At 49.9% G+C, this 21,842-nt stretch carries 17 protein-coding genes and 2 pseudogenes; 4 read left to right on the forward strand and 15 right to left on the reverse strand.

What is annotated here, in order from left to right:
- Window positions 1-18 precede the first annotated feature (18 nt).
- Window positions 19-762: a phytanoyl-CoA dioxygenase family protein gene (locus V8F51_RS21685; RefSeq protein ID WP_337102595.1), complete on the reverse strand. Its 744-nt coding sequence runs from the start codon at window positions 760-762 to the stop codon at window positions 19-21.
- Between the two features lie 143 nt (window positions 763-905).
- Here V8F51_RS21685 and V8F51_RS21690 point away from each other — a divergent pair, with 143 nt between their 5' ends.
- The 3 genes from V8F51_RS21690 (at window position 906) to V8F51_RS21700 (ending at window position 3,574) form a co-directional block, all read left to right on the forward strand.
- Window positions 906-1,721, forward strand: coding sequence for an AraC family transcriptional regulator (locus V8F51_RS21690; RefSeq protein ID WP_337102596.1), 816 nt, complete (start codon window positions 906-908; stop codon window positions 1,719-1,721).
- A 198-nt stretch (window positions 1,722-1,919) separates the two neighbouring features.
- Window positions 1,920-2,111 (forward strand): transposase domain-containing protein, encoded by a 192-nt coding sequence (locus V8F51_RS21695; RefSeq protein ID WP_442956469.1) that lies wholly within the window; start codon window positions 1,920-1,922, stop codon window positions 2,109-2,111.
- 179 nt (window positions 2,112-2,290) lie between these two features.
- On the forward strand, window positions 2,291-3,574 hold the full coding sequence (locus V8F51_RS21700; protein WP_337102597.1) for an outer membrane protein assembly factor BamB family protein: 1,284 nt from the start codon (window positions 2,291-2,293) through the stop codon (window positions 3,572-3,574).
- Between the two features lie 501 nt (window positions 3,575-4,075).
- On the opposite strand, the gene V8F51_RS21705 is transcribed toward V8F51_RS21700, so the two are convergent.
- The 6 genes and pseudogenes from V8F51_RS21705 to V8F51_RS21730 all read right to left on the reverse strand — a co-directional run bounded on the left by V8F51_RS21705 (window position 4,076) and on the right by V8F51_RS21730 (window position 12,064).
- Window positions 4,076-6,919, reverse strand: coding sequence for an ATP-dependent helicase (locus V8F51_RS21705; protein WP_337102598.1), 2,844 nt, complete (start codon window positions 6,917-6,919; stop codon window positions 4,076-4,078).
- 13 nt (window positions 6,920-6,932) lie between these two features.
- Window positions 6,933-8,963 (reverse strand): ATP-dependent DNA helicase, encoded by a 2,031-nt coding sequence (locus V8F51_RS21710; RefSeq protein ID WP_337102599.1) that lies wholly within the window; start codon window positions 8,961-8,963, stop codon window positions 6,933-6,935.
- 90 nt (window positions 8,964-9,053) lie between these two features.
- Window positions 9,054-9,761 (reverse strand): vWA domain-containing protein, encoded by a 708-nt coding sequence (locus tag V8F51_RS21715; RefSeq protein WP_337102615.1) that lies wholly within the window; start codon window positions 9,759-9,761, stop codon window positions 9,054-9,056.
- Between the two features lie 45 nt (window positions 9,762-9,806).
- Window positions 9,807-10,322, reverse strand: a pseudogene (locus V8F51_RS21720) (TerD family protein); the annotation flags it as partial.
- 32 nt (window positions 10,323-10,354) lie between these two features.
- Window positions 10,355-11,083 carry a hypothetical protein gene (locus V8F51_RS21725; protein WP_337102600.1) on the reverse strand — a complete coding sequence of 243 codons (729 nt, stop codon included), beginning with the start codon at window positions 11,081-11,083 and terminating at the stop codon, window positions 10,355-10,357.
- A gap of 351 nt (window positions 11,084-11,434) precedes the next feature.
- Window positions 11,435-12,064 carry a GyrI-like domain-containing protein gene (locus V8F51_RS21730; RefSeq protein ID WP_337102601.1) on the reverse strand — a complete coding sequence of 210 codons (630 nt, stop codon included), beginning with the start codon at window positions 12,062-12,064 and terminating at the stop codon, window positions 11,435-11,437.
- A gap of 161 nt (window positions 12,065-12,225) precedes the next feature.
- On the opposite strand from V8F51_RS21730, the gene V8F51_RS21735 reads away from it, so the two are divergent.
- Entirely contained in the window at window positions 12,226-12,570 is a 345-nt protein-coding gene (locus V8F51_RS21735) for a cyclic-phosphate processing receiver domain-containing protein (RefSeq protein ID WP_337102602.1), read from the forward strand.
- A 13-nt stretch (window positions 12,571-12,583) separates the two neighbouring features.
- On the opposite strand, the gene V8F51_RS21740 is transcribed toward V8F51_RS21735, so the two are convergent.
- The 8 genes and pseudogenes from V8F51_RS21740 to V8F51_RS21775 form a co-directional block, all read right to left on the reverse strand.
- Entirely contained in the window at window positions 12,584-13,567 is a 984-nt protein-coding gene (locus tag V8F51_RS21740; RefSeq protein ID WP_337102603.1) for a GNAT family N-acetyltransferase, read from the reverse strand.
- A 156-nt stretch (window positions 13,568-13,723) separates the two neighbouring features.
- Window positions 13,724-14,545 carry a copper amine oxidase N-terminal domain-containing protein gene (locus V8F51_RS21745; RefSeq protein ID WP_337102604.1) on the reverse strand — a complete coding sequence of 274 codons (822 nt, stop codon included), beginning with the start codon at window positions 14,543-14,545 and terminating at the stop codon, window positions 13,724-13,726.
- A 106-nt stretch (window positions 14,546-14,651) separates the two neighbouring features.
- Window positions 14,652-15,233, reverse strand: coding sequence for a hypothetical protein (locus V8F51_RS21750; protein WP_337102605.1), 582 nt, complete (start codon window positions 15,231-15,233; stop codon window positions 14,652-14,654).
- 309 nt (window positions 15,234-15,542) lie between these two features.
- A complete protein-coding gene (locus V8F51_RS21755) occupies window positions 15,543-16,880 on the reverse strand; it encodes a DUF445 domain-containing protein (RefSeq protein WP_337102606.1) in 1,338 nt (445 codons plus the stop codon).
- 6 nt (window positions 16,881-16,886) lie between these two features.
- On the reverse strand, window positions 16,887-18,239 hold the full coding sequence (locus V8F51_RS21760; RefSeq protein WP_337102607.1) for a DUF445 domain-containing protein: 1,353 nt from the start codon (window positions 18,237-18,239) through the stop codon (window positions 16,887-16,889).
- A 44-nt stretch (window positions 18,240-18,283) separates the two neighbouring features.
- Window positions 18,284-20,089, reverse strand: a complete 1,806-nt coding sequence (locus V8F51_RS21765) for a vWA domain-containing protein (RefSeq protein WP_337102608.1) — start codon at window positions 20,087-20,089, stop codon at window positions 18,284-18,286.
- 2 nt (window positions 20,090-20,091) lie between these two features.
- The gene (locus tag V8F51_RS21770; RefSeq protein ID WP_337102609.1) at window positions 20,092-21,153 is read right to left on the reverse strand and encodes a MoxR family ATPase; all 1,062 of its coding nucleotides are present in this window, start codon (window positions 21,151-21,153) and stop codon (window positions 20,092-20,094) included.
- Between the two features lie 227 nt (window positions 21,154-21,380).
- Window positions 21,381-21,842, reverse strand: a pseudogene (locus tag V8F51_RS21775) (peptidoglycan-binding domain-containing protein); the annotation flags it as partial.

Below are 21,842 nucleotides of genomic sequence, written 5' to 3' on the forward strand. Positions count from 1 at the left end.
GCTTCTCTATTAAGCCAATTAATATAACGGGAACTTCTGACGAAGATCCTCTCTGTGCAGGACGTTCGAGTCCTCGCGGATATAGTGGCAGACGTACGAGCGGCGCCAGCGGTCCTTGCTCCGGTTCTTGTTCGAGGAGTGAATAAGCAGCTCGCTGAAAAACAAAATATCGCCTTTCTCCATCTCGACCGGAATTTGTCTCGACGTGTCCACGCCTTCCGTTTCCTCCGTCCAATGCTCATGCTCCTCGATGTTTTTCACGGCGCCGTGAGGCAGCAGTCCGAGCTTATGCGTTCCCGGCATTACCCATAGGCAGCCGTTCTCGATATTAACGACTTCCTCCATCGCTGTCCAAGCCGCAATCATAGTCATTGGATCATTCTTGATGTAATAATAGTCCTGATGCGCGGCTTGCCCCGGCGAGCCCGGCTCCTTGTAAAAGTACATGCTTTGCACGCATACGGCCTCCTTGCCCATTAGCTGTGCCAGCGCTCCGCGCACGATGGCATTCTTCATCAATTGTCTGGAGAAGCTGTCATGCTTATGCGGATTAAATAATCGCAGCGAATATTTTTTCGCTTCGTCGCAGGCCGCCCACTCCGGCATCGGACTTTGGTTGCGAATATCGTAGATGTGTCCATTAAAGGCATCAATTAGATCATCCGACATTCCCTTCTTATACAGAAAGTAACCTTGCTCTCTGAAAAACTCAACTTGCTCCTCCGTGAGCGGCTTAAGCGGCGGTGTGAAAGTAGTATTCATCATTGCGTATCCCCTTTACTGTTTATTGGATTGCCATTTGCTATACTCAAAGCATACGCTTACAGACATGTTCCAACAATGGCTGTAATTTACTAAAATGTATCTGCAATTGATATTCTCTATTTTCATATCGAGGTGATCGCATGTTGCTTAGCGCTAACGCTGTATCCTATGAATCGATAACCTCCATAACCTCCGGCTCCATCGTCTATCCTCCGGGCGGAAGATTCGGTCCGCGCATCCAGCAGGACATTCAGCTCGTCATGCTGTATACAGGCGAGATGACGGTCACGATTGACGGCCGCGAGCTTCATGTACAGCCCGGACATACGGTGCTGCTGAAGCCGGGTCACGAAGAGTCGTTCACTTTCTCGCGCACGGAGGAAACCTGGCACCGCTGGATTGCCGTTCATGCGCCTGAACTGGAGGAAGCTGTGCGCGAAGACCTGTACGCACTGCCCGAATATTTGCCGCTGACGGAGGAGATGAATCGGCTTACGGACCTCATTCTGAACCTCCAGCGACAGTCGGAGCATACCGATCCCGTGCTGCGCAGCTTAGGTCTCGCCGCGCTCCAGTTATATCCGCACGAATCGTCGCGAGCGCTTCTCCAGCAAGAGAAGCACCCGGCCGTATACGCCGCGCTTGATTGGATTCACGAGCACCATAACGACGACGTATCGCTCAAAGCCATCGCGGATCATGCCGGCGTATCGGCGGAGCATCTCGTTCGCTTGTTCAAGCAGTTCGAGCAGACGACGCCGATTCATTATTTATGGCAATACCGCATTGAACGCGCCGTAGAACTATTGACGAATACGGGTCTTAACGTGACCGAAATCGCCCATCGTTGCGGCTTCAAAACCTCGCATCATCTCGCGCGTCTCATAAAGCAATCAACGGGAAAAACAGCGTCAGAGATACGCCGGCTCTCGTGGAGCGGCCTTCGCAAGGCGTAGGTGTTGGTGTAGAGTAAGCGTCAATTCCAGCCCACCTTTAAGTGCCGTTTCATGTGGACGCTTAAAGCAGAATCAGTAGCCCAACAGGGGATTCCGTTCTGTAATGAGCTGTTTGCCATTGAGCGAGAACTGAATCCCAACCATACCAAATAAGCATCCGTATGGAGCGCAGTCGCCCCCTTTTTGGATGCTTACAGCATGAAACAATGGAAAAAGCTGACGGCGTTTCTGCAGGATGGCCGGCTAGAGATCGAAACGGCGAAAGAAAATGGCTTGAATCCGTTTCGTTACCTCATGTACCTGTTCGAACAGCCCCCTCAGTTGCCTGGCCTTGCAAATTCCGGTGCACTGGACAACTTATACTTCCGTGGTCTTCCACGCTGCTATTGACCTGCCACATTTCTAAGTCTTAGATCATACATGAAACAGCCCTCAACTTGATGACAAGACGGGGGCTGTTTGTCGTTTACGTATGTACGGTGAGGATAATGTTCCAATATAGAGGGAATTGTGTGCTTTTTATCGAAACCTAAAATAGACATTGAACGACAGCAAACGGGGGTATTCAGGTGGAAGGGGTTCTTACATCGGATGTTTTGGGTTGGGTTGGCGGGATTATAATATTTGTGATCGTATTGTCTGGTATTTTGTTCATCGTTCACAAGGCCTTCAATCATGAGGGGTGTCTAATTACGATTGTTGCGCTCTTCCTGGCGGGGAGTGCAGCGAACATTACGCATGATTGGATTAAGACGGATGTGCAAGCTGTCATCGACGAGAAACAGGAGAATATGGCATTTCCCAATCTGCTTCGTCTGCAAGAAGGGGAGCTTGCGGTCATTGTAGGTCAGAATTATGAACAAATCAAAGCTTTTAATCTGAAGGAACAATCCCCCATCTGGACTTATCAGGTGGAAGAGAAACTTGAAGCGGTATCCATGTTTCACATGATAGATTCGGAACTTCAATTCTATATTTCGGATATAAACCTCAATCAAACAGTGTCCGCCAGCATTGAGAAGACCGTTTGGATCGCTATCAAGAACAGCAAGAAATCCAGCGTTTCAAACGATACTTCGCCACTGCCGGATCATTATAATGAGCATTTAAGGAAACAACGAGGGCTTAAGAAACGGGAAACAAAATACGATCAATACAGTTATACGGTTAGCAAATATACGGATATCGAATACACGGGGGAACCTCCGGCGAATAAGTTCGATTGGAGTTCATCAGGATGGACTGGCGGCGCATTGATCTGGAATTACGAAGCGAAGAGCCCTATAGCGACTGAGACATACGAAGTGAATGACACTTACGTATTTGGAGATGAGGGGCAATTGCTCTATGGTCTCGATCTTCTGAACGGTGAGTTGCGTTGGAGGGTGCAAGTGCCGGAGCCGCTCCTTCGTACGATGATCCCTGTTGCCGACCGGAACTTGATTATCGGCTTCGGCCAGCGCAAGGTATATGTGTTCAATGCCGGGACGGGCGAGTTGGAAACTGAATTTGAAATGAAAGGAAATGTTCAAGCAATGCCTGCAGTTGCGGCACAGATGCTGTATATTACCGACAGCGCAGGTAACCTGTATGCGTACGATCTCGTGCTTAACCAAGTGATATGGGAGGAGCAATTGGCCGAAGCATCGCTAGTGCCTCCATTGCAAGTGAAGGATTGTCTTTATGTCGGCGGGTTAGACGGAGCTGTCGTATCCGTCTCTGCGAGCGATGGTCGCGTAATCGAGCGATATCAGATTGGGGAGGAACAAATCACTAACGGCATGATCTTGGTCGATCAGCGAAACGTGTATTCCCAGAACAGTATGGGGCAGACGACAGTTACACCGAGATAACTACTCTCCTTACAAAAAACGAAATAAGTTCGCTGAATATCCCTGACATCACTTTATAATAATGTTTTCAATCTTCTTAGCCTATCAAAAGTACACATTATCAACTTTACGGGAAAGTTCCGATAGTAACCTTGTTTCTCAGAATAGGCTTGCATCCTCAGTCATGTAAAAATTCCTTTACCGGGGGCGACAATGCAGCAAACACAATTATTTCGTTTTTATGTAAGCGTAAAACTGCCCTCAACTTGATAACAAGGTGGGGGCTATTTTACGCTCGCGGTGTAGACTAAGCAACGTTGTACGAATAACTGGAATTTCTCCCGTTAATGCGGCACTCTCGGCCTGCTTTTATCGATTAGTGGGAATTACTCCCGTTAAAAGCTCAGGTTGTCAGCCGGATGAGCGAAATCAGTGAAGTTAACAGGGGGAATTCCCTTTATTTCATACAAGGCAAGACAAAGAGGGCAACCGCTATTCGCAGCGGCTGCCCTCTCATTGAACTTATACTACTGCCATCCCGTGGCAATAGCGCTTAAAATCGCAGCGGCCGCACACAGCCAATGGCGATTCCGCCACGTCGAATTGCTTCGACTCGATGCGCTGAATCGTCTCCGCCATCTCGGCCATTGCCGATTGCAGCTCGCTCTCCTCGCGAGTGAACGACACGACTTGCTCGCCATCCGCCTCGCCCGTATAGAACAACCGCATCGCCTCTGCCCGCAAGCCGGTCCGGTTCTCCCACAGGGCAGCGTACAGTAGTAATTGCTTCTTGTACCGCGATTGCTCCTCATCGTTTCTCGGTTTGCGTCCCGTCTTGAAGTCGATGATTTCGTAGCGGCCATCACGCTCTAGAACCGCGTCCAGCTTGCCGTTCATCAAATAATCGCTGACAAAGGACGATACGGCTAGCTCCGAGGACACGACGCCAAGCTCATTCAGCCTTACATATTGCAAGTAGCTGAACGTATGTTCATAAGCTTGACGTTTCATTTCCACAGGAGCTTCCAGTCCAGTCTGCGTCAGCGCGGCGTAATGCTCTTCAACCCACGCCTCTAGCTGCTGCTCCGTTACTTGTATGCCTGTCTGCATCGTCTGATGCATGTCCTCAATCGTAAAGTGAACGAGCGTGCCTAGCAATGCCGGAGCGCCCGCCGCCGATTCGAAGCCGAATACGCGTCGCAGCAAGTAATAGCGCGGACAATCATTATACAGCGCAACATCCGTTGTATACGCATAACTTCGCTGCAGAACAATGGGCTTAACCGGTGTCGCCTTAAGCTCATCCAAGTACACGTTCGGATCGCGCCAGCTTCGCAGCCGCCTATACAAAGGTTCGATATACTCCGAAGGCAACTGGCCTCTGCCGCGATAATCGGGTTCTTGCTCGTTGCCTGTAAGCACAAGCAGCTCCTGGGCACGGGAGAAAGCCGTATAGAACAGACGATAGAAGTCATATTCGCTCGTCTGGGCGAGCGGCTCGAACGGCTGTCTCGCGTAGTAAGGACGCAGCGTTTCCTCGATCCAGTCCGACTGCGAATAATGCGTACTGTCTAACGAGCCTGTCACAATAATGGGGAACTCCAGACCCTTCGACTGGTGGAACGTGAAGAAGGATACCGATCCGCTAGGCGCATAGTCCGACTCATCCTCATATTCATCCTGCCCAATCTCCTGTACATAAGCGATGAAATCGAAGAAGCTCAGCAGCTTGTCCGCCAGCCCAAGCACCTTCGTATTCGTTTCGTGAAGCTGCTCGAAACGCAGCAACCATTTGGTCAACGCCGCCATATTGCGTACTTCCCGACTCTCTCTTGCGCTGCCAAGATCCTTTGTCGCAACGAGCTTGTGGAACATCGGAAACTGCAGCAGCTCATAGAACAGATCGAGCAAGCTTTCGGAAGCCGCTGACCCTTGTTCCACGTCAGCGAATGACTTTCTCATTGCCTTGACCCATACAACGAATTCGATATGTTCGGGCGACAACGACTCGTTCCGAAGCAGCCTCGTGCATGTCCTGATATAAGAAGGCAACTGCCTCTCATCGATGATGGAAGAGAACAATACGGCGAAGGTGCCGAGCGCTAGTTGAACTTCCGGACGATCGAAGTAAGCGTTCCGCCTAGGGGCGAAGACGGGAATGCCGCGCTGCTCCAAGTAATCCGTCAGCCGTTTCACTTCCGGGCTGCGCACCGATCGGAACAAGAAGGCGACTTGATTCCAGTCCGTAATAACGCCTCGCTCCATGACATGGTTCAGAAAGTGATACACTTCCTCATGCCAATGCCGCTCATTGCGAGAGCCCGCCAGCTTAATAACCCGCGACGTCTTGCCGTTATCCGGCTTATCGGGTTTAATCGTCTTCTCCAGCCGATACGAAGTACCGTAACCATCCTTCCAATTGCATAGCTTCATCCATGACGCGAAAAAATTAATAATGCGCGGATGCGAACGGTAATTGACGTCCAGTTCAATGACCTTGCACGCTCCCGGCTCGAAATGCTCCTCGAACCGCACCAAGTTTTGCACCGTTGCGCCCCGGAAACGATAGATCGACTGGTCGTCATCCCCTACGACGCACAGATTGCCATGCTCGCCTGCAAGCAGCAAGATAAGCTTCTCTTGAATCGTATTCGTATCCTGATACTCATCGATCATCATGTATTGAATAGAACCGCTTATTTCCTGAAGCACGGCCGGATGCTCCTGCAGCAGCTTCAGCATCGTCATCTGAATCATGCCGAAGTCAAGCGCGTTCAGCTCGCGCAGAAGCTGCTCATAGAGATGATAGGCTTCGCCGAGCGCTCTAATCGGAACATCGTTCGATGCGATCAACTGCTGCGGATCGAGCATCTCTTCATTAACCTTGTTCAGCCAATAGACGAGACGCTGCGATCGGCTAATCGGCGTCGGGTCCTTGTATGATCCGTCCTTGAGCGTCAAGTAAACCGCATTCTCGATCGCAAGAAAACGGTCCAGATTGCGGTACACCAAATAATGCAGCTCGAAGTCATCCAACAACCGGAACCCTTTGCGCAAATGCGTAAGCGGCCGATACTTGTCCAGCAGCGTCAGGAAGATCGAGTGAAGCGTGCCGATCAGCAAGTTCTGCACGTTCACAGTCGCCCCCAGCTCCTGTAGACGATGGAGCAGCCGCGATTGAAGCTCGAACGCCGCCTTGCGCGTGAATGTCGAGATCATAATCCGCTCTGGAGGTACTTGCTTATCAATTAGAAGATGCGCTACCCGATTAACCAACGTTCGCGTCTTGCCCGAACCTGGCCCTGCAATCAGCAATAGCGGCCCTTCTGTTGTTATAACGGCTTCTTGCTGGGATGGATTCATCATAAGCTGCTCCCTTCTAGCGCACGCTTTGCCCGATCTTGACGGCTTGCAGCTTCTGCCTAACGAGCAACAATACTTGCTCAGAGAGGGTTTGAATTCCTTTTTCGACGATCAGCTTCGTAAAGACGTTGTTTTTGTTGAAATATACATTAAGCACCAGCTCTTCGCCTAGCGCTAATCCTCTTATTTTCACAACATGGGGATGTTCGGTTACAGCGATCAGCTCATAATCTGCAACGGCATCAACAAGCAGCGGCACGACGGCTTCCTTAACCGCATGAACCATTGAAGAAGGAGAGCTGTCACCGCCGGAGCTGGAATCGGAGCTTTCGCTTGTAACGAAAGTATCCATGATGAGCTTCATAATCCGATCGTCAAGGTTGCGGACACCGTCCAGCAATTGATAGGAGCTGATCGCCAGCTTGGCGTTATAATGGACGGAAATACGCTGCTCCGCGTTCTCAGTCCGCACATGCCAGATGAACTGATACGGTTTATATTCGATATCCGAAGGTAGAAGATTATAGCGCCGAAGCTTATCCGCCACGCCCTCGGCAAGCTGCCCTACGGCATCCGAATCGAAGCGAATATCCTCGAGCGGCTCGATTGCCGGCGGATAGATGGTGTACAGGCTGCTCTTGGCCCGCGTTGTAGCTGTGTATGCCCAGCGGAAATATTGCTCGCTTCGCGTCGAGCTGGTGAATCTGTAGTCGACGATGACCGACTTCCATTCGCCGCCTTGGCTCTTGTGACCTGTAATCGCGTAGCCGTATTTCACCTGCAAGGCGTTAAAGTACGGATCGGAGCGAAGCATCTCCGAGAACATTTCTTGCTTTTGCTTCAGATGAGGATTGCGCATACGAAAATCCGCCATTAATGCCCGCTGCTCCAGCTGCGGAATTTCCCGCTCTCCTGAATACAGCAAATTCTCGTACACCTTTGTCTTCACTTGCAAAGGCTCGCCATTTAATCCGGTCAATGAGACGATTACGGTCCGGAACGACAGCTTAACCTCTTCCTCTTCGCCCTTTAAGCGAATTCTTCGGATCTCCGGGTTCGGACTGACACGCACGACGTTGATGAAATCGCCGTTGAATAGCGGTACGCCATCGACCATCGTATTTTTGACGACCAGCAACTGATCGCCCTGCACAATATCGCTAGGGTTCATGCCCAGTCTGCGGCGAATCGCCCGATTGTACTTGTAGACCGCATCGTTCGTCTGAGCAATTAATATAATGCTCTCTTCATCGGCAGGCGACCACCGCGAGCTAAAGACATCAACCGATCGTTCAATCGGAATTTCATGGATATCCTTCTCGTTGCTCTGTATCGTTAACGCGCTGTAGCTTGCACTCTCAAGCTCGCCCCGAATGCGCATCGAAGCCTGAAGGATGCCGCTGTCCTGTGCTTGCCGATATACATCGGACAGCTCGAAATGCTCGCAAGCCAGCGCATGTTTATCTGCCAAATAATCGATGGACAATGCCGGCGACATTCGGCTGTTGACGGGAGGGAGCTGCGCATAATCGCCAATAAATATGACCTTCCGCCGCGATCGGTCGAGAGCTGCATAAGCTAAGAAGTCCGACAACAGCTTCCCGGAGCCGAACTTCAAGTGTTCATTATCGCTGTAGGTGTCCGAGACCATCGAAGACTCGTCCACGATATAAACGGTATTTATCGAATCCTCATTGTTTCGGAGGCGGAACAGGAGTTTGTATTGTTCCTCTTCCAGCTCGAGAACAGAATGTTTGGGGTCCAATTGATAGACAAGACTATGTATCGTAGATGCCGGTTGATTCGTTTTTTTGCGCAGCACCTTGGCCGCTCTGCCTGTAGGCGCAATATAGCGAAACGGTTGATCTACCGCATTAAAGTATTCGCATAGACGGCTTAACATGAACGTTTTTCCCGTTCCCGCGTAACCCTTTAATACGAAAGCCTGATTACTGCCGTTAATGAAGCTCTCCAGCCTAGCAATCGCTTCCGCCTGACTGCCGGTAAGGGCAGCCCGATCAAAAAAATCGGCTATCCGCATGCTCATAAGCACTCCTCTCTCTATTCTATGAGTCTATTTATGATACGCGAGCCAATGATTCAATTCAATACCAATATGCTCCAGCTAACGTGTCGTTTATCTAATAATTCTCTTGTTCTTCGCTTCCTTCAGCCACAACGGAAATTCATTCAACAGCTTGTCGTAAAGCTCCTCATCCGATACCCTCTCGATCGCGTCGAGATGGAAGAAGTTAGCGTTGTCCACCACCCGCCCTTCCATCGTATCCAGCTTCTTCAGCACCTCGAAATCCGACTGACCGATGCCGACGAACTGCCAGAAGATCGGCAATACGGATGATGATGTGATCACCTTCTTGATCGGTTTCACAACACCGCCGTCATTAATGAAAACAATGAAGACCGGGGTATCTGATTCGGATTCTTCCTCCGTATACTTGCGGATCACGTCCTCCATCACTGGGGGCTCGTTATTGCGGCCGAACTTATGAATGTGGCTGTTGTTCATAATATGCGTCTCCACATATCGGCCAAGCTCCCGCTCCGTCACCGAAGGAAGACGGCTGAACTCCGTATCATAAACCCACACATCGAGAGTTTTATTGTCGTCGAATTGGGTTGCAACCGCCAATATACGTTCGACGACCTCTTGGACAGTACCGTTTCGGTATAACGGCTGCATCGATCCGGTAATATCAAGCACGATTCCTACTCTAGCAACGACGTTCGTCAGCTGTTTCTTCTGCAACGTGAATTGCACCGCTTTTTTGCGCAAATCGATGGTGGATGGAATCGCGGTTTCCACCGCAGCCGCTACTTCTAGCATATCAGCGGACGCAGGTGCTTCCACCTCGAGTCCGAAGCTTGTGCAAAGAGCCGCGAGCCCGCCATAGAAACCGCTCCCTATCGCGTTGAACTTCCACTCACCGTTATGTCTATACAGCTCGCCGATCACGACGGCCGTCTCCTTCGTTAGATCCTCGCCGTATTCGTAGCGGTATAACTCTTCGCCGGTAGTCGTATCTATCAGTCGGACATACAACCCCGATACGTCCTGCATGTAATGTCCGGACTGTTCGCCTTCGTGAATTGTTAGGGTAAAAGCGATTTTCGATTCGTGGCTGGTTACTCGGCTTAATGCTATCTTAATAGCTTCCTTGTCGCCCTTGTCTGATTCGGTATGCATCAAAGCCCCATCTCGCGCAAGCGGGTTGCCGTAAAAAATAAAATCCTCGTCGCGCTCGCATCGCCCCCGCTCCGATAGCAGAAATGCGGCTGCATCAATGCTCATAGCGGCATTCGCCGTTGTCCACCCAAAGTGCAGAGCCAGTTCGGCGACGTTTCTTCCTTTGGTAACGTCGACCTTTTGTCCTTTTGATACTCGCATCGATATTCCTCCCAATCTTGCATCAGATTATATTATTGAAACCACTCAACAATCTGTCTGGTCAGCTTGTCCTTATTCGCCTCAAACTGTGTCCATCGATGCCCGTTCGCCCCTGACGGATGCGGAAAATCAAACAAACACCGCTCGCGAGCCACCAAGCCCTGCGCCGCAAAAGACTCTATGACCTCAGCGACCGCTTTGCCCAGCGGGATAAGAAGCGCATCCTTTACCGCTAGAAGCTCCGCAAGACAGATTCGCTCGGCGTATGGATAGAGCGTCTCCGATTTCAAGATAGACGGACTATGTCCGGTATAGTTATTGCCATTCACGAAGACCGGGTAACGAATGACTGAGGTCGTATGCAGCAGGTCGCGACGCTCCTCGAACAGCTCGCCGCTGCTTTGTATGGAGAGAGCCTTGTGCAGCTCGAGCTTGTCCAGCATGTCGATTAGATTGCGGCGCATCGTGCCTGCGAAGCTCGCTTGTTTCTTCGCTTCACGATCGATTTGACCTAACGGAACGCCCGCGTTCAGGCAGTCCCGAGCGGTTTGAAAAGCGATTTGCATTTGCGTAAACCCTGGGGTAATGCCGATAATGAACACTTTGGCGCTCTCATTCACATATTCGAAAGGAATATAATAGAGCTTCATTGCCTGAGACGGAGTAGCGTCCAGCAGCAGCTCTTCCACAAGCAGCTGCTCTTTCGCAAGCTGGCCGCTCGGCAGCGCACGAATGAAATCCGAATAATGATCCAGCAGCATATTCTCCTCCTTCGTTTGCAACTATTTTACCATAATCTAGGCAGCCCGGCTCTCCGAGAATAGAGTTCCTCCATTGCTGCGATAGCTGCGTACACGCTGTAACTGCATTTCGTCGAACTAATTTCGTCCTCTACCCTAACAGGCTTCACTTAGTAGCATTTCATCGAACTAAATCACCATTTTCCGCTCATCGCGTGAAAAAAGCCCCGTTAGTTGCCCAAAATCAAACTAATGGGGCACTTATTCTCCTACAGCCCAATTTAGCTGCCCAAAATGCCACTATTACCCAAAAAGCAAATAGCGGCAGCCATGGACGTTAAATAAAGTCCAAGACTACCGCTGTTTATTGCGTTATCGTCCGATTTCAACTCTAACAATCGTTTTCCATGTTTCAGGCGGATGACAGTCCGCCATCGCAGGAGTAAGATAGATTTCTCTGTGATTGCCCTTTACTTTGTATCCTTGTTCCTCAACAAAATCGTATATTTCTTGAAGCGTAATTTGAGTGTCACGATAGTGTCCAATATGGAGTTTTTGTGCGCATAGAACTGATTTTACTCCTATCAGCTTCGTTTCAGGGAGCATGTTATTACGTAAATTCCTTTGAACACAAGTACGTGCCTCTTCGAACATTTCCACAGTAATACAATCGGGAACTTGCATCAATTGTGTAACGGAATAGGTATCATTCACATTCGAATTGTGCCAGATGATTTCATGCGGCATCAGTTTAAATTTATAACCTAATGATTCCTTTGAAATTCGCTTTAATTGATTCACAACTTTCGCTAACATCGATTGTTCACCCAGAGGTTCTGGATGTCCAGTCCAATCCATATGGAAAGCTGTATTCATTTCCTGCGACACATATTGCAGATTAGGAATTTGTTGTATCGTTACTGGTCCGGGCTTGATCATGTAAACCTGAGGATATATTTTCCGATTGTCATGAGTAATTTCTTTAATCAGTGTATGATTCAATCCATTTCCTCCCTCGACAAAATGGCTCTGCTAAGTCTAACATTCTTCTTTGAACATAAAATACCTTCTTCTCCCATACGATGCGACTCGCCCAAACGATCGCCGCGCTATAGACATAAAGTAGGGTATTGAACAAAACGAAGCAGAGGGGAGGAATCAGAGTGAAGCTGTTTCTCGATGATAGAAGGCGCTGCCCCGCAGGCTACCGCTTGGCGCGTACGGCGAATATGTGCATCGCGATCATCAAAGCTAATCGGATCTCTGTGCTTTCGCTTGACTACAATCTAGGCCTTGGGCAACCGAAAGGTTCCACCGTAGCCAAATATATCGCAGCGAATGCCGCCTATCCGGCCAAAATCATCATCCATAGCAATGATCGGTTAGGCCGAATACGCATGTATCAACATCTCGTCAAGCATAAACCTCGGCATGCGGCATCTACGATCTGTATTCGGCCAATTAAATACAACCCTATCAGGCCAGACTCATTAAACAAAAATCGTTAGAAGTATATCAATACTAGTCCCCTGCCAACTCCGCCACCATTTGCAAATAACCCGGTACCGGCTTGTAGCCAAGCTTGCGGTTAATAGCCAGCATCGGACCATTCAACGAATCGTTATTCGTTCGAATGTAGCGGAAGCCGCGTTTGCGTGCGATATGAATGGAAAGCTTCTTGAGCGCCAACGCAATACCGCGTCCGCGGTAGGCCGGATCGACGCAAGTGAACTCGTTATAGACGCTCTGAGTCGATTCGAACGTCCGCAGTTCAACTGCCCCCACGATACGTTCCCCCTCGCTAGCCAAGAGAACCAAGGAGCGATCGAAATCTTCCCGGTCTACGGTCCTTTTACGCCATTCGCTGTACCACATGTATTCGCCCTCGAAGCCTGGAATATCCGGATGAGTTGCGAAATAAAGGTTATACACTTCGCGCTCGATCTGCTCGCCGCCGGGAAGATCGGCTAACGTCAACAAGCGAATATCATCCAACCGTGTGGAAGTCAAGTCACCACGCTCGTCAGCTTCTTCCAACTCGATTACCGACTCGAACAAATGCCGATCCTCCGTGAACCCTCTAGCGCAGGCGAAGCGCACCGATTCCGGATCGTCATCCCGTACATCGGCTACGATTTTGCTCGCACCCACTTCTGCCGAGTAGCTCATCAACGCCTCGTAGATCGCGCGTCCTCCCCCGCCTTGGCGTTCTTTTCGGCCCACGATAATTTGCTCATACAACACACCCGGCGTCGACCAAGGCGCTCGCCAAGCGTGACCGTAACCGATTAACCGTCCTTCTTCGTTCAACGCGACGAGTCGCAGCCGGTCGTGGCCGGTAAGCTGTCCCTGCCCGTCACGATCAAGCTGCCCCGTTAACGGTATAATCGCATCCTCGTCCCTCATCTTCTCCACGGTTACTTCCTCAGAGTAATGCTCCGTCATGATGGCGGCCACTGCTTCGTAATCGTCCGGTACAATCATTTTCCTCACAACAATCGTCATGCAACAATCCCCTTCCTTCCTATTACTTATAACTGTAATAGCGAAGGCATGAACGGCTCAAGGGATTAGTTGGTTTAAACGATTTACAACCTCTGTCCGTTATATAGCAGCAGGTCCCACGAAGGGCGATTAATGCAGTTGTACAGCAACGCGGTCTTATCCAAGCCTAGGCTTTTCTCTAGACGAGATTAAGCGCCTTGATGAATAAACACGCTGGCAATGCAGCCAATACACACCGGTTGTCGCGTCAAAGTTATTACCCTCGTAATAAGGAGCGCTCGTAGACCAACCTTCTAATTTTGTTGTGGAACTAGTAGACTGACCGTCCAAGAAAGCCGAAAATCCTTCCTCTGCAAAATTGACTCCGTCCGATCCTGCTGGACCTTGAATCCCTTGCTCACCTTGTTCCCCTGTCGCACCTGTTGGACCTGCTGGACCCACTGGACCTGCTGCTCCCGCCGGGCCTGCTGGGCCTCTAGAGCCTGCTGGACCTTGAGAGCCTTGCTGACCTTGCGGCCCTGCCGCTCCAGTCTCCCCGACTTCACCAGACACCACGCCTAACGAAAGTTGAATTTCTTGCAATGTATTATCCCATTTTACCGTTGCTCCGAATATTTCCGCTACGAAGCGAAGTGGAACCATCAGATGCTTGTTGATCGTTTGCAACGGCTGGCTAAGCGTGGTTTCTGTCGTTATCGAACCGAATGCGACAGTTGCTTTAACCGCGTTCTCTATGAACTTCACGGTTGTATTGCCTTTTTTGACAACCAAGGATTTTGCTGCTGCATCCCACACATAGGTGGCGCCCAATCCAGTCGAGATATCCTGGATCGGCACGATCATCGTTCCTTTTTTATAAATCGACGGCACATTGCTCTTTACGACTTGTCCATCCAAGTTCAACTTAATGCCTTCAGCTTGAGCAACCGGCGTAACGAAGAGCAGTGCCGCCAGAAAAACGAGACACAATACTTTCAATCCTTTGAACCGAAGCTTCCTTACTATAAGGAAAATTCGAAAAGGAAATAGAAAAACAAAAAAACGCAAGCTTGGTTCCTGCTTGCGTTTGTTGAGGACGAACATTTTACCGCCTCGCACTTCCATTTAAATAATAATTTTCCGCAATTTTATGATTCCAGATCTGAGCTTCAACATAGGGAATTGTGCCTTGCGGGTGCATGGATTCTAATGCATGCAATAAATCGGCGGTTACCATCCTCTTCACTTCTGATCGCGTAAACACTTTTCCATGGTAAGCAGGATGATAATATTCCTTCGGTTTGTCTCTTCCGATCCAAAAGGAAACCATACTGTCCGGCAGTGTAAAGCTAATATCTCCTTCGTGAAAAATGGAAAGGGGGATTTGTATCTTGTTCACTTCCAATCCCGCCGATAAGGAATAATTTTCTATCCAATCAGACGTCCCAAGAACGGAATAAAAAGGATAGCCCGCTTGCGGTGTTCCACCCTTTTCAATGAACTTTTCTCTCAGCCATGTCTCTGCTTCCAATCGACTCTCCCAGTATTGATGCGGTTCTTTAAACCGTTCGAAAAAAGGAGTATCGTCGCATAATTCCTCCATTTTCTTCAGAGCCTCAGACTTGGATAGAGCAGATAGGCTTTTAAAGGGTACGGAATTGTAATAATGCGTGATATGTTCAATCATCCATATGCCTCCCAACATAAGTTCTGACGATCTTATATATACGGCTAACAGTAGCCCCTTCAGATTCTACTGGGCCAACCGATGAGCCGAGCAAGCTATATTGGATATCAGCAGTAACTTTGCGCAGCGGGAACATGGTTCGCAGGCTATGTTGGATTTCTGCACTAACTTTCGAGCCAGATGGTAGTCAAAGAGGTTTAATGGTAAAAGTTAATGCGGATATCCAATATAGCTCTCGGAAAGGTCCCAAATCTCGAAAAGTTGCTGCGAAAATCCAACATAGTTTCACTTTTCTCTTCCGTGCGAATCTTAAGCCAACCAATCCAGAATCGGACGGTATATGCCGTGCAGGAAAATGAATAGTCCAGCTCCAATCAAGGAGCCGATGAGCGCGCCGTTCAGCCGAATACGCTGGAGGTCGGTGTCGACCTTGCTCTCGATGAACACCACGAGCTTCTCCTCCGTGTAATCCTCCAGCGTTCTTCTTACAATAATGCCGACTAAGCCATGCTGAGTCTCGATCAGCTTACCGATGAACTGTTGAACATACCCTTCCAGCCAGTCCTTCGACGATTGGCTGCTCTTGAACCAGTCCCAATAGCTTTGGATGAACTCGCCTACCCATTGCTTAATATCATCGTGATTAACAGATCGTTTCTCCGTCACAATGTATTTCAATTCTCCATCATCCGTCAGCATTTGCTTGAACGAACCAAGCAATGACTGTATGGATGGGAGCAGCGATATTTTATCCAGCACATCGTTCTTCCAATTGTTCACCGTCCCGGACAGCTCATGGCTATGCTGAAGATCGTCAGCAAGCTTGTGTACCATATCCGATACGAGAACGCGCAGCTCATGCTCGGGATTACGAAGCTGCTCGATGAAAGCGAGCATATCACGGTACATCGCTTCGGCAGCATCGTCAATATTCAGCGAGTCGGTCGATTCGGCGACGATCACTGCCATTCGCTTGAACCATTTGGACACGGTGCCGCCCGTATTCTCGAACTTATCCTTTTCCTTCATCATCATATCTCGGATGACTTGCTTCGTCTCCTCTACGGCGATCCGCTGGGCTGCGAAATCAATGATACCGCCAATCCATCTTTGGAAGTCGCCTTTCGCAAGCACCCACTTCAGCGCCGTACCGGCATAAGGAGCTACGTTCGCTTGACGCAGTCCTTTGCGTGCCTGCTCATCGAGCTTAACCGATACGCCTTCCAGATCAATCTTGGACAATAGCGTAGCAATAATTGCCCAGCCTTGTTTCGATACGAAACCGTCAGGCCTCCTGTCTACCCAGCCGACCAATACCTCGACGATATGGAACTGCTTCACCTTTGCCTTAAGCGATTCTTTGCTGAGCAATTGCTCTTCCACCATGGTGACGACGCTGTCAACCAGCTTATCGCGGTTCCTCGGTATGATCGCCGTATGCGGAAATCGCTTAATGCCGAATGGATGCCGGAACAGCACGGTTACAGCGAACAGATCAGCCAGCGCCCCAACGAGACCTGCTTCAAACGTATATAACAGCATGCGAGCCCACCAAGCTTCAGGATAAGCAACGACGCAGCATAACGCTCCAATGAACAGCACGGACAGCACAACGAGACTGCCATTTGCCCACTTTCTCATAATCATTGTATCCTACCCCCCAAGCGATGATGTGAGCCATTCAACGATATAAGTCAATAAATAGAGAACCGCTCCTATAAAAGCGCCAACTAACGTACCGTTAATTCGAATATATTGCAAATCCCGTCCTGCATGCTGCTTGACCTGCTTAATGAGCTCTTCCTCCGAATAGGTGCTGAGCTTATCCTGAACGAGCTTGCCTATATAATCATGTTTCTGTTCGATGAAGGCGTAGAGCCACGTTTTAATCGTGCCATCGATCCGATCAAGCAGCTCCGGCTTATTCTCCATTTGATCGACAGCTAACCGCACCTTGCTCGTAATCCAAGGGAAAGCTCCGCTCTCTCCAGCAGCGCCCGAAGCTGCCGCCTGCCTGAACGACTCGAGATTTTCCGAGATATAGGCATCCACATGGATATGATCCTTCAAGTTATTCACAAGCTTCATCTTGCTCGCTTCAATACGCGCCCGAAGCTGATCATCTGTACGCAGACGAACAACATATTGCTCAATCATCTCTTTCAGTTGGATCCGATGCGGATTATGAGCATCCGACATTTCCTGCAAGTAGCCTGTCAACCAGCTTTGCAGCTTAGCGCTTATAGCTGGCGCACTTAGACCGGCAGCGGAATTCACCCATTTGCGGCGAGACAATCCGTTCTCATAAGATTGTAAGGCGGAATCGATCAATCGCTCGGCAATCATACGGAACGAATGTGATTTAACCAGCTTGATCAGCTCCGCCGCAAGAAACTCCACGATTCGGTCGTCATAACGATTACGAAGCGTCCATTCCCCTACGTCTGCTATAATCTCCGACACCTGAATGGCATCGGCATGATCCAGTAAATAGTTCTGAACGACGCTCGCTAAATCCTTCAGATCGGCTTTGGACATAACGTCGCCCGCCAGCCTTTGGAGAATGTCGTTAACAGCCTTCTCGCCGTTATGCTCCGTCAAGTAGTTCAACAATACGGCGCCGATATTATGCTCATCGAGCCTCGCTCGAATGTTAGGAATGGATAACAGCTCGGACTGCACCATACTGACGAGCTCATTAATGAGCCGCTCACGATTCCTTGAAATAATGTTCGTTCCCATCCACGTCGGCCACTTCACGCGAAGAGGCTGCCCGAATAACGCCGTAACCGCGAACCAGTCCGCCAAGCCGCCGATCGCCGCCGCGCTGCCGATCGCGAAGATCATACCGCCGACGAACGTATGTTGAAAAGGAAAAGCGGCCAGCATGCCGACAAAAGCGCCAATAAGCAGCGTACTCGCCCATTTGCTGACACCAAGCTTTCTCACCTGAGCTTCCGATTTCATGCAAGCTTCACTCCAGAAGTTAGTTTGAAATAATTTCATTGTAATACTTTACGGAAGTCATTGCCATTGGTCGCATGCAGGCGTTATTCCATTCGAAACACTTTACCTTTAGGAATGAAAGGCAGATGCTGACCCTTGGGCAAAATATAGGCATGCTCGCGTTGAACAGTCAGTCTGTCGCAATAACCGTCCGTAATAATCAGCAACGGACCTTTCTTAGGAAAATCTTGTGCCTGCTGCAGAAGCTCGATGGCCGGTTGAATAATGGTACCGCCTCTGCCTTTAATCGTTACCCGGTCAGAGATTGCCTCAGGCGTCATATAACCTTGATCGTAAATAGCCGCATCGCAGAAGACGACACGAACAAGCGGGACATCCCTTGACAAGCTGTAGCTGGCAATCGCTCCAAGCGCCTTGGCAAGCAACTTCGTATCCATAGAGCCTGATGTGTCCAATATGACCCCGAAAGTCCTCCCATCATCGCTGCCACTATCCGCCACCCATCTCGGTCTCGCGATATCCGGCGTTGCCGCTTGTCTTCGACTTGCTCTCGCATATGTACGAACTTTCTCGATAGGAGAGAAATAGTGATCAAACCATTGGGCCAGCTCAACGTCCCACGCAATGGCAGGCTGGCTTAACGCTTTGATTTCCTCCACTAGTCCAAGGGGAATGTATCCGCGTTGTTGATCCAGATGATGCGACAACCCTTGACCTAAGCAGCTCCGATAGAAATCGTCGAGTGCCATGCCATCCTTGCAGCCCCACCAATCGGCATTCTGCTCCCCGATCATATCTCCTAGGCCAATGCCGCGAAATGTGGCGAGCTTTCGATATAATCGCATATCATTTACGATTCGATCATATACGGATTCAGCCGATAAACCTTTCAATTCAGGATCAAGCAGTCCGCCGATGCGCGGAAATGCGCCAATCCCCATCTCTACGAGCCAGTCGTTTATAACATAATCGCAAGCAACGTTCCATAGGTAAGGATCTCTCCCTCCGCTGCGAGTATGATGGCTTAGACCTACATGGAGGAATTCATGCGCCATAACAAAGCGGCATTCCTGTTCATCAAGTCCGGCAGCCGGGTTCATATAAATTTCTTTATGCTCTGCATGTACTGCCGCAACAGAAATTTCAAGTCTATTGCACAATACCGGATCTTCAATAAGTGTAAAATCGGCAGCCAACGCTCCGAGCAGCGGAAAGCTGCTAATGAACCAACTGCGCGCTTTCAGCGCAGGAGTAATTATTTCTTTGTCAGCGCCAAGGTACGCCTCATAGCCTGCGCTCACCTTAACTGCACTCGTTACGGCCATTGCCAGTCCCTTGCCTAGACATTCCTGCCAATTGACTTGACGATTCCAGCCATATTCTTTGGGTGACCGCATAATCATATCGGGAATTCCGTGTGCTGAGGTACTAAAGCCTTGAAATTGTGCAGGCAAACCTCGCTCAACAAAGCTTTGATACAACTCCTCTTCTGTCTTCGCCGCATATTCTACTCTTGATTCCATATCCGAGGGTGGCTGCCCGAGCTTCAAATCATATAGGAACTTGGCTATGAAGCAATCACAAGCAGCATTCCACAGATCCTGACGATCAACCGTACGGAAATGTCCGAATCCAAGATGCAGCAGGCAATGCGCAAGGATGTACATCCATTCCTCCGCGGCTCCTCTTCGTTTTGGGTGGACGTGTACTTGGCCGTTCTCCGTCACGACCGCCCATGCAGTATCAGGACATAGATTGCCTTCTCTACGGATAACTTGTGAATGATACACAAGCGGTGAGAACATGGGATGTTTCCCAATCATCGCGAGGCCTTCCTCGAATTGCTTCAATGAGACGTCGTTGCTATCTTGCTTGAGCTTCTTGGACATCGTTAGTTATCCTTCTTCTGGGCAAGACGAGGTAAATCCCTAACGAGCTCTACGAGAAACCAGTCCGGGAGTGTTTCCCCGTCGCTTGCGCGACCGGCTACGAGCTGTGCCATTTCCATACTGATCGCGCTCAGCTCCTTAATAAGCGCCTTGGAACGGTGGGATAATTTTTTGTGATGCTCGGAGAGATTGTCCTTTGACTCCGGCAAATCCTTGATGAGCTGTGCCCGAAATGATTGCGATAAAAAATACAAAACATCGCGGTCCTCTGGCTTATACGGCCACGATGTGTTCCCTTCCATAATGGCTTTTAGCTCGTATTTGCTCTTCAACTGCTTATGGAACGCTCTAAACTGGCCTGCGTGATGTGGCGTTAAGCAGCCATTCGTAAGTATTTCCAACATATCATTATCTAAGCGTTCGCCGTATTCCTTCAATGCGTCGCTAAGCATATGCCAGGAACGAGGTGTAGAGAACGGCTCTTCATGCTTTGGAGGAAGTGTCCACAAATGATCAGGTCTCGTCTGGATGTACTCCAGAATAAGGGGATGAATATCGTTCTGATACGCCCACTCCAGCCATTCTTGATGCGATACCTTCAGTTGAACATGGAACATCCGATTCACTAGAGCAGAAGAAAGCGGTTTGACAATGGCGCTGTCCTGCGCGCGATTGCCCGCTGCAATGACTACTGACCCCTCAGGCAGTGTAAATTCTCCAATCCTTTTCTCTAGAATGAGACTGTAAAAGGCTTTCTGCACCTCATGCGTACATGCGTTAAGTTCATCAAGGAACAGGCAATACGGATCTTCTCTAGCAATTATGCTAGGCGGACAGAAACGGCTTTTGCCATCAATTATTTGCGGTACACCTATTAGATCCTCTGGCGCAAGCTGACTTCCCAGCAATGAAACACACGGAAGACCGACCCTATCTGCAAATTGCTGTACAAGCGATGATTTGCCGATACCAGGGGCTCCCCAAACAAAAACAGGTCTTACTACTGCTACATTGAGAAGCACGTCGACCAACTGATTTTGCGTAATAGATGAAGTAATGTTCATAAAGTTAATAATTTCCTTTCATCTTAAAAATAAAGAGCCACAGGACACAAGCCTGTGGCTCTTCTGACTTTCTGTACAAGCAATTACTCCGATCATATATTCCCAAATGTCGGGCGTCAACCAATTTTCCACATATAAATAAACTCAACCATAATAGGTCTAACAGTAAGTAAAGGCTGTCCCGCGCGAACTTTCATTCGGCGGAACAGCCATTGTTCTAATAACGATTATCTCGCACCTGGAGCAGGCGCGTTCTCTTGCACTCGGTTCGGCGCGATGTTGTTTCCGTTGCCGCCTTGGCTGCCTTGACCCGCGCCGGATCCAGTGCCATTGCCTCCGCCATTGCCAGTTCCACCATGTGGACGGTTGTTCTCAGGACGCCCGTTCGGCATTGGTCTGTTCTCGCCGCCAGGGGCAGGACGGTTGTTCTCGATGCCTTGACCGCCACCGCCGCCTGCACCGCCTTTGCCGCCTCCAGCTCCGCCGCCTGCGCCACCACCAGCTCCGCCGCCTGCGCCTCCGCCAGCTCCGCCGCCTGCGCCACCACCAGCTCCGCCGCCTGCGCCACCACCAGCTCCGCCGCCTGCGCCACCACCAGCTCCGCCGCCTGCGCCACCACCAGCTCCGCCGCCTGCTCCGCCGCCTGCGCCACCTCCAGCTCCGCCGCCTGCGCCACCACCAGCTCCGCC

This window comes from Paenibacillus sp. YIM B09110 (genome assembly GCF_037167145.1).
Classification (GTDB): Bacteria; Bacillota; Bacilli; order Paenibacillales; family Paenibacillaceae; genus Pristimantibacillus.

Bases quoted from the DNA above. Each gene is read 5' to 3' on its own strand.
- V8F51_RS21725 (WP_337102600.1), bottom strand. From the start codon at position 11,083: ATGCTGCTGGATCATTATTCGGATTTCATTCGTGCGCTGCCGAGCGGC.
- V8F51_RS21750 (WP_337102605.1), bottom strand. From the start codon at position 15,233: ATGATTGAACATATCACGCATTATTACAATTCCGTACCCTTTAAAAGC.
- V8F51_RS21690 (WP_337102596.1), top strand. From the start codon at position 906: ATGTTGCTTAGCGCTAACGCTGTATCCTATGAATCGATAACCTCCATA.
- V8F51_RS21760 (WP_337102607.1), bottom strand. From the start codon at position 18,239: ATGAAATTATTTCAAACTAACTTCTGGAGTGAAGCTTGCATGAAATCG.
- V8F51_RS21695 (WP_442956469.1), top strand. From the start codon at position 1,920: ATGAAACAATGGAAAAAGCTGACGGCGTTTCTGCAGGATGGCCGGCTA.
- V8F51_RS21765 (WP_337102608.1), bottom strand. From the start codon at position 20,089: ATGTCCAAGAAGCTCAAGCAAGATAGCAACGACGTCTCATTGAAGCAA.
- V8F51_RS21685 (WP_337102595.1), bottom strand. From the start codon at position 762: ATGAATACTACTTTCACACCGCCGCTTAAGCCGCTCACGGAGGAGCAA.
- V8F51_RS21710 (WP_337102599.1), bottom strand. From the start codon at position 8,963: ATGAGCATGCGGATAGCCGATTTTTTTGATCGGGCTGCCCTTACCGGC.
- V8F51_RS21705 (WP_337102598.1), bottom strand. From the start codon at position 6,919: ATGATGAATCCATCCCAGCAAGAAGCCGTTATAACAACAGAAGGGCCG.
- V8F51_RS21740 (WP_337102603.1), bottom strand. From the start codon at position 13,567: ATGACGATTGTTGTGAGGAAAATGATTGTACCGGACGATTACGAAGCA.
- V8F51_RS21770 (WP_337102609.1), bottom strand. From the start codon at position 21,153: ATGAACATTACTTCATCTATTACGCAAAATCAGTTGGTCGACGTGCTT.
- V8F51_RS21715 (WP_337102615.1), bottom strand. From the start codon at position 9,761: ATGCTAGAAGTAGCGGCTGCGGTGGAAACCGCGATTCCATCCACCATC.
- V8F51_RS21755 (WP_337102606.1), bottom strand. From the start codon at position 16,880: ATGATTATGAGAAAGTGGGCAAATGGCAGTCTCGTTGTGCTGTCCGTG.